A 291-nucleotide genomic window follows, 5' to 3' on the forward strand; every position below is an offset into this window, starting at 1 on the left:
CATCCCGAACTCAGCAGTGAAACGATGCATCGCCGATGGTAGTGTGGGGTTTCCCCATGTGAGAGTAGGTCATCGTCAAGATTAAATTCCGAAACCCCAATTGCGAAAGCAATTGGGGTTTTGTTTTAGTAGAAGTAACCGTTTTTGCTGGCTTGTTACCGTGTTGACGGGCCAGATACAGAATTTCTTGACGACCATAGAGCGTTGGAACCACCTGATCCCATCCCGAACTCAGCAGTGAAACGATGCATCGCCGATGGTAGTGTGGGGTTTCCCCATGTGAGAGTAGGT

2 rRNA genes are annotated in these 291 nt (G+C 49.1%); both read left to right on the top strand.

The window, feature by feature from the left end:
• A 5S ribosomal RNA gene (rrf, locus tag GTU76_RS30695) occupies positions 1 to 81 on the top strand; the annotation flags it as partial.
• Between the two features lie 105 nt (positions 82 to 186).
• Positions 187 to 291, top strand: a 5S ribosomal RNA gene (gene rrf, locus GTU76_RS29840); the annotation flags it as partial.

The sequence above is a fragment of the Pseudomonas crudilactis genome (genome assembly GCF_013433315.1).
Classification (GTDB): Bacteria; Pseudomonadota; Gammaproteobacteria; order Pseudomonadales; family Pseudomonadaceae; genus Aquipseudomonas; species Aquipseudomonas crudilactis.